Source organism: Endozoicomonas sp. (assembly GCF_031844845.1).
In the GTDB taxonomy this organism is placed as follows: domain Bacteria; phylum Pseudomonadota; class Gammaproteobacteria; order Pseudomonadales; family Endozoicomonadaceae; genus Endozoicomonas.
Genome location: NZ_JAVRMB020000382.1, coordinates 21,784 through 28,078, shown reverse-complemented (window position 1 = coordinate 28,078; position 6,295 = coordinate 21,784). Strand labels below are relative to the sequence as shown.

The 6,295-nt window shown below is 48.9% G+C and carries 4 protein-coding genes; 1 reads left to right on the top strand and 3 read right to left on the bottom strand.

Annotated elements, in window-relative coordinates; translation table 11 throughout:
* A partial coding sequence (gene ggt, locus RM811_RS21290) for a gamma-glutamyltransferase (RefSeq protein WP_402528094.1) occupies window positions 1-1,808 on the top strand: 1,808 nt, incomplete at its 5' end.
* 82 nt (window positions 1,809-1,890) lie between these two features.
* On the opposite strand, the gene RM811_RS21285 is transcribed toward ggt, so the two are convergent.
* The 3 genes from RM811_RS21285 to RM811_RS21275 form a co-directional block, all read right to left on the bottom strand.
* Entirely contained in the window at window positions 1,891-2,394 is a 504-nt protein-coding gene (locus tag RM811_RS21285; RefSeq protein WP_402528091.1) for a hypothetical protein, read from the bottom strand.
* A 712-nt stretch (window positions 2,395-3,106) separates the two neighbouring features.
* On the bottom strand, window positions 3,107-5,050 hold the full coding sequence (locus tag RM811_RS21280; protein WP_402528088.1) for an acetoacetate--CoA ligase: 1,944 nt from the start codon (window positions 5,048-5,050) through the stop codon (window positions 3,107-3,109).
* Window positions 5,051-5,250: 200 nt separating this feature from the next.
* Window positions 5,251-6,207 carry a hydroxymethylglutaryl-CoA lyase gene (locus tag RM811_RS21275; protein ID WP_402528086.1) on the bottom strand — a complete coding sequence of 319 codons (957 nt, stop codon included), beginning with the start codon at window positions 6,205-6,207 and terminating at the stop codon, window positions 5,251-5,253.
* Window positions 6,208-6,295: the final 88 nt, after the last annotated feature.

The following is a 6,295-nucleotide window of genomic DNA, read 5'->3' as shown; positions in this document are numbered from 1 at the left end:
GGTTTCGCTGTCTGCCAGCATCCTGTGCCGGAACCTGGAAAGCGAAAAAAGGATGGATCGTGAAAAAAGGAATGACATGGATTGTTGTTGGCTTCTTCTGGTTACAGGTTAATACCTTACAGGCGGTAACGGACTCCCCCGGGGAAATTGCTCCGGAGCCAGGCACCGGAAACACAGAGCAGGAACTGGTCAAATCCTCCCGTTTTATGGTGGCGGCGGCAAATCCTTATGCCGCTAGTGCGGGCTATAAGATACTCAAAAAAGGTGGCTCGGCTATTGATGCCATGATTGCCACCCAACTGGTATTGAATCTGGTAGAGCCTCAGTCATCCGGTATTGGCGGGGTGGGGTTAGTTGTTTATTTTGATAATAATTCAAAAAAACTGTCCACCTGGGAAGGGCGTGAGACGGCACCAGTCGCAGCAAAGCCAGACCTTTTTCTCGATGAAAGTAGTGAACCACTGGCGTTTTATGATGCGGTTGTGGGAGGGCATTCTGTCGCCACGCCAGGCATTCTCAAATTAATGTATGAACTGCATCAACAGCATGGAAAACTTGATTGGAAGGTTTTGTTTCAGCCCGCTATTTATCTGGCTCAGGAAGGATTCAGAGTTTCTCCGAGACTGGCCAGTCTGGTTGCCATGGATCAGGCTCGCCTGAGTCGGTATGAGGTAACAAAAAACTATTTTTTTCCCGGGGGCAATCCCATTCAGGAAGGTGACCTCCTGAAGAATCCATTATTTGCCGATACCCTGTCCCTGATTGCCAGTCAGGGTATTAAGCCTTTCTACGAGGGCGAAATAGGTCGCGATATCGTGTCGGTCGTTCGCTCAGTAACAGACAGGCCCGGTATGTTGAGCATGGCAGACCTGAGAGACTACAAAGTTCGGGAGCGTGCTCCGGTCTGTATGGATTATCGTGGTGATGTCGTGTGTGGTATGGGGCCGCCAAGTTCCGGCGGGCTGACCATCGGGCAGATGTTCGGGCTGCTTGAGGGCTTTGATCTGGCTGAACTGGGTAAGGATAATCCCCAGAGCTGGCGTCTGATCGGGGATGCATCCCGTCTGGCCTTTGCTGATCGTGGACTCTATATCGCTGACCCGGACTTTGTTGAAGTGCCGAAGGGACTGTTGGATGAATCCTATCTCCGTCAGCGCAGTGAGCTGCTTAAAACCAACAGGGCCCTGAATGAGGTTATGCCCGGCTTACCTCCCGGGGTAGAAAAAGTAACCCTGGCACCCGGGGACGCACCGGAACTTCCTGCGACCTCTCATATGAGTATTGTTGATAGTGATGGTAATGCGCTGGCGATGACATCCAGTGTTGAGAATGCTTTTGGCTCACGCCTCATGGTTCGTGGCTTTCTATTGAATAATTCAATGACTGACTTTTCTCTTCGTCCATCCATCGATGGTAAGCCGGTGGCCAATCGCATAGAGCCCGGTAAACGTCCATTATCTTCTATGTCGCCAACGATTGTTTTACGTGAAGGAAAACCCTATATGGTTCTGGGGTCCGCTGGTGGCAGTCGTATAATTAACCATGTAGCTAAAACATTGATCGCTCATCTGGACTGGAAATTACCCGTGGATGAAGCCATAAATTTCCCCCACCGGATAAATATGAATGGTCTTTATGAGCTTGAAGCCGGAACCGACGCAGAAGAGCTGGCAAAGCCCCTCAAAGAGATGGGGTACAGTGTTTCTGTTCGTGATCTGAATAGTAGCCTGCACGCCATTGTTATTAAAAAAACAGGGCTGGAGGGTGCCGCGGATCCACGGCGTGAAGGTACCGTTATGGGAGACTGATCATCCATTGAACCCGGAACTCACTGTGTGGAGCTACGGATGCAGAATGCTACCGTTCCTCCTGCAGCCCATTGAATTCTGGCTAACCCCATATCACCCAATCCAGTTTTTTCAGGACATTAGCGCTCGCTTGCTGAAGTTCTTTCAAGGGTGGAAGTGGAGAAGAGATATGATGGGCGTTTTTCCTATGATCTTGCATGCTATTTTTTTTTCTGACGTTCTCAAGTTTGTCAGGATCCTGTGTAATGTAGTTGCAGCCATTTTCAGGGCAGCCAATAAAGTCTTGCAGATTGAATTCCGGCTTTACGTGATTCTTGAGGAATGTTGCTTTCGCAGCGGACAAGAGACTTTGCCGAGGAGGTTTAGCGTCAGAGTGTTCCCGATTGTGGTGCATGTATAGCAGGTTGTTTTTGCGGTTGTCACTTTGTACTGTGTATTCACATTCATTATTCAGGCAAGTGAATGTTTTTTTTTCGCTTTCTGTCGCTACATTGGGAGGTGAGAAGTCCGGAGTGTTATTTGTTGGGCTGACTGGAGCAGGAGCAGGAGCAGGAGCAGGTATAATCACCCAATCCATTTTTCCCAAGACATTAGCGCTCGCTTGCTGAAGTGCTTTCAAGGGTGGAAGTGGAGAAAAGATATTATGGGCGTGTATCCTATGATGTCTCAGGCTATTTTTTTTTCTGGCGTCCTTAAATTTGTCAGGAGCCTCTGTAATGAAGCAGCAGTCCTTTTCAGGGCAGCCAATATAGTCTTGCACATTTATTTCCTGCTTTTCCTGCTTATTGAGGTATTCTGCTTTCGCAGTGGACAAGCGTCTTTGCAGAGGAGGTTTATTGTCAGGGTGTTGGTAATTTCTGTGCTGGCGTAGCAGCTTGGTTTTTCGGTTGTCATTTTGTACTGTGTATCTGCACCCATTATACAGGCAAGTGGTCGCTACATTGGGAGGTGAGGAGTCCGGAGTGTTATTTGTTGGGCTGACAGGAGCAGGTATACCATTTATTAGAGGCATTTTAGAATCCAGTTTTGATGTCATTGTCGAATCTTTTAGAGCTGATGTGTTCGAATTAGTTCCGTATTATTTAACTCCCTGTACGCAGGTTGATTCCGTGCATCGGTCAGCCCGGCATACACCATCTTTTTTAGAGGATTTTCAGCGTCGGGTTCCTGAGATGTCGGAAGACTCTCTGTCTGGCCAGAAGCACGTTGCGCATGTTGCATGCAAATCCTTAATATCCGCTGGAAATCCCTGATAAATTCCTTACCAAGCCATGTTGTCAGGAACGGTAAAGTGCTCTCTATGTTGAGAGCTCCGGACGATTTTTATAGAGCATTAACGCATCGGGGTTTGCCAGTGCATCCGTATTTTTCACCGGACGGTTGTGGATAACTTCACGAACGGCCAGCTCGACAATCTTGCCGCTGATGGTTCTCGGGATATCCGTCACCTGAAGAATTCTGGCCGGAACATGTCGGGGGGTGGTATTACTGCGAATGGTGTGGCTGATTTTCCGGATCAGTTCATCATTGAGAAGAATCCCGTCCCGTAGCTGAACGAACAGTACAATGCGTGTGTCGTCTTCCCACTCCTGCCCCACGGCAATACTTTCAACAACCTCTTCGACCTTTTCCACCTGACGGTAAATTTCTGCAGTGCCAATTCGTACCCCCCCGGGGTTCAATACGGCATCCGCACGGCCATGGATAACAACCCCTCCGTGTCGGGTCAGTTCACCATAATCTCCATGGGCCCAGATGCCTTCAAATACATTAAAGTAGGCATTGTGATACCGGATACCATCCGGATCATCCCAGAAGCCAACCGGCATGGATGGAAAACTGGACTGGCACACCAGCTCGCCTTTTTCTTCCAGAAGAGGCGTGCCTTCACTATCCACAAACTGAACGTCCATGGCCAGGCCACGACATTGCAGTTCGCCCCGGTATACCGGCAGTATCGGACAGCCCAGGGCAAAGCAGGAAATGATATCGGTGCCACCGGAAATGGATGAAAGACGAACATCTGCCTTTACCTCCTGAAATACATAATCATAACTTTCGTGAAGCAGTGGCGAGCCGGTTGAGAGAATCGCTTTGAGATGCTTCAGGTTATGGCTGTTGACTGGTTTTACACCGGCTTTCTGAAGGGCGGCGATGTATTTGGCACTGGTGCCAAAGATGGTGACTTCTTCAGCCTCTGCCATATCAATGAGCGTTGAAGGTTCAGGATGAAATGGGGAACCATCAAACAGAACAACCGTTGCACCGATGGCCAGGGAAGACACCAGCCAGTTCCACATCATCCAGCCACAGGTAGTGAAGTAGAAAATCGTATCCTGTTCTTTAAGGTCTGTGTGCAGGCCAAGTTCTTTCAAGTGTTGTAACAGGGTTCCACCATGGCTATGTACGATGCATTTAGGAACGCCGGTCGTACCGGAAGAGTACATAATGAAAAGAGGGTGGTTAAATTCGACAGGAATAAAGTTTACGGTTTCATTGCTTTGCTGGCAGAAGTCTGGCCAGAGAGTGGAGTTCCTGAGTTGCCTGATATCCGGTTTTGGATTGGCAAAAGGTACGATCACAGTGGTTTTCAGTGAAGGAATCTGTTGCTGAATTTTATCAATTCTCTCCAGGCAATTGATCGTTTTTCCGCCATAGAAGTAGCCATCGACAGCAAGCAGGAGTTTGGGTTCTATCTGTCCAAAGCGATCCAGTACACCCTGAATACCAAAATCAGGGGAGCAGGATGACCAGATGGCCCCAAGCGCTGTGGTGGCCAGCATCAGAATGATGGTTTCCGGGCAGTTGGGCATAAAGGCCGCTACACGATCACCTTTTTTGATACCCGCTTGAATCAAGCCTTGTTGAGCCGCGGCTACCGATTGATAAAGCGCCTGGTAACTCAATGTTCTCCGGCTGCCATTCTCACCTCTGAAAATAAGGGCGGTTTTATTGTCCGTTCTTTTCAGGAGATGTTCTGCATAGTTCAGCGTTGCGTCTGGAAACCATTGGGCTCCCGGCATACTGTCGTTTATTAAGGTGGCGGAGTGTTTGTTGTGGAAGTTGACCTGGTAGAACTCTGCAAGGAGTTGCCAGAAACCGGGACGGTCTTCGACACTCCACTGATGAAGGTCTTGATAATCCGCCAGTGGCAAACCGGTGACTTCTTTTGCACGGTTGATAAATGCCTGAAGATTGGATGATGTTATTGTTTTTTGATCCGGTATCCACAGTGCGGTCATTGGGTTTCTCTTTTCCGGTGAACGTTGGTAAGGGGTTACTCAAGTACATGGTTTCATTGAAATTGACAGGTGACGTAGGTTGGGTCGAGCGAATGCGAGCCCCAACAAACTATCTGCATCACCGGTAACATTGTTGGGGCTCACTCCGTTCGACCCAACCTACCTGTCAAACCCATTGAAACCGTGTACCAGACCACTGGCTACGGCTGTCTGCTTATAAGAGCAAGCCCGACATTGGATCTTGAAGTTATGCCCAATTGGTCACAAATGAATGTAGCTGCTTTTAGCAGTTCCTCCATATTTACAACGGTTTTTATTCCCATACCTTCCAGCATATAAGCCGCATCTTCTGTGGCCAGATTGCCCGATGCTCCGGGGGCATAAGGACACCCTCCCAAGCCTGCAACAGAGGTATCAATAACGGACAGACCCTCTTCGAGCAGTGCATAAATATTGGCTAAAGCCTGTCCGTAGGTATTGTGAAAGTGTGCGGCCAGGGATTGGACTGGAATATTTTTTGATGTGTGTTCCAGAAGTCTTTTGGCTTTAAGGGGCGTGCCGGCGCCAATGGTGTCGCCCAGTGAAATTTCATAGCATCCCATCTGCCAGAGCTGATCAGCAACATCAGCAACGGCGAAAGGCTGGATATCTCCATCATAGGGACATCCCATTACACAGGAGACATAGCCTCTGACTTTCAGGCCATGTTGCTGTGCTACTGCCATGACCGGCTCAAATCGCTTCAGGCTCTCAGATATCGAACAATTAATATTTTTCTGACTGAAACCCTCTGATGCCGAAGCAAACACGGCCACCTCATCAGCACCCGCAGTCAACGCTGCCTCAAAACCTCTCAGGTTTGGAGTCAGGGCGCTGTATACGATACCGGGTTGTCGGTGAAGCAGAGCAAAGACCTTGTCGGAATCCGCCATCTGTGGAATAGCCCTGGGTGAAACAAAGCTACCTGCCTCAATACGCTTTAGCCCCGCTTTTGCGAGTCGATTGATCAGCTCCGAGCGGATTTCAGCAGAGAGCACTTTCGGCTGGTTTTGTAATCCGTCTCTGGCGCCCATCTCAACCAGTGTTACCGTTTCTGGCAGCGCTTTTGGACGGGCGTATTCTGGCGGTGATTGTGAACTACCATCGTCCCTGGACATTTGTTAGTTCTCCATTTTTTATTATGCGTTAGTACGCTAAAAGAAAATGGCCACGGAGACACAGAGTAAAGAAAAAATAGCTTTTCCT